This is a genomic window from Vibrio sp. 10N.222.48.A3, from assembly GCF_041475345.1.
In the GTDB taxonomy this organism is placed as follows: domain Bacteria; phylum Pseudomonadota; class Gammaproteobacteria; order Enterobacterales; family Vibrionaceae; genus Vibrio; species Vibrio tasmaniensis_A.
Genome location: NZ_JBFRVX010001076.1, coordinates 1 through 907, shown reverse-complemented (window position 1 = coordinate 907; position 907 = coordinate 1). Strand labels below are relative to the sequence as shown.

General features: G+C 45.4%; 1 protein-coding gene. It reads right to left on the bottom strand.

Annotated elements, in window-relative coordinates; all coding sequences use genetic code 11:
* Positions 1–78: 78 nt before the first annotated feature.
* Positions 79–907, bottom strand: an 829-nt coding sequence (locus AB4653_RS23745; RefSeq protein WP_372105477.1) for a DHHA1 domain-containing protein, incomplete at its 5' end; no start/stop codon positions are given.

The following is a 907-nucleotide window of genomic DNA, read 5'->3' as shown; positions in this document are numbered from 1 at the left end:
GTTTTTGAACAGAGCTTGTTGGATTTGGCACTAAATGATGAACCTCATTCAGTGAACGATAACGCTATTTGGCTTCAACTATTTCGCTTCGATATGATCAATCATCAACTGCAACGATTGATTGCCACGAAACTCGTTAATATCAAGCTTAAACGCAAGATGTACCGTTTTCACTGAGGCATCAGGCCAGCGACGTAGGTCAACATTAAAGGCAATACCATCAATCATCACATTGGTCGGGTGGCCTTTATACAATGGCTCAAGCATTAACTTTAAGTGCTTTTCACCCACTAATTTTTGATGCAGAACTTTAAACTCACCATCAAAGATGGGCTCAGGGAAAGCTTGTCCCCACGGACCACCTGAACGCAACGTCTCAGCGGTGTGCATTGAGAACTCTTCAGGTAACAGCTCACCATCAGACAAGATAATACCCTTCAGCGCCGTCTCACCGAGTTCTTTACGCACAACGTCATCAAACATCTTGCTGAATCGCTCGAAGTCTTTTTCCATAATGGTTAAGCCGGCTGCCATTGCGTGACCACCAAACTTCAAGATCAGGCCAGGGTTTTGAGTGTCGATTCTGTCTAGCGCATCGCGCATGTGCAAACCTGGAATCGAACGACATGAACCCTTAATGCTACCTTCACCACCATCAGCAAATGCGATCACTGGGCGGTGATATTTGTCTTTGATACGCGAAGCTAGAATACCAATTACGCCTTGATGCCAATCACGTTGAAACAGAGCCAAACCAGAAGGCAAATCGTCTTTACCAAATTCAAGGCGCTCACAAAAAGCCATCGCTTCTTGTTTCATGCCCTCTTCGATCTCTTTACGTGTTTGGTTCAAGCCATCTAACTCGCTGGCCATTCGACGCGCGGCATGGATGTTATTACTCATTAGC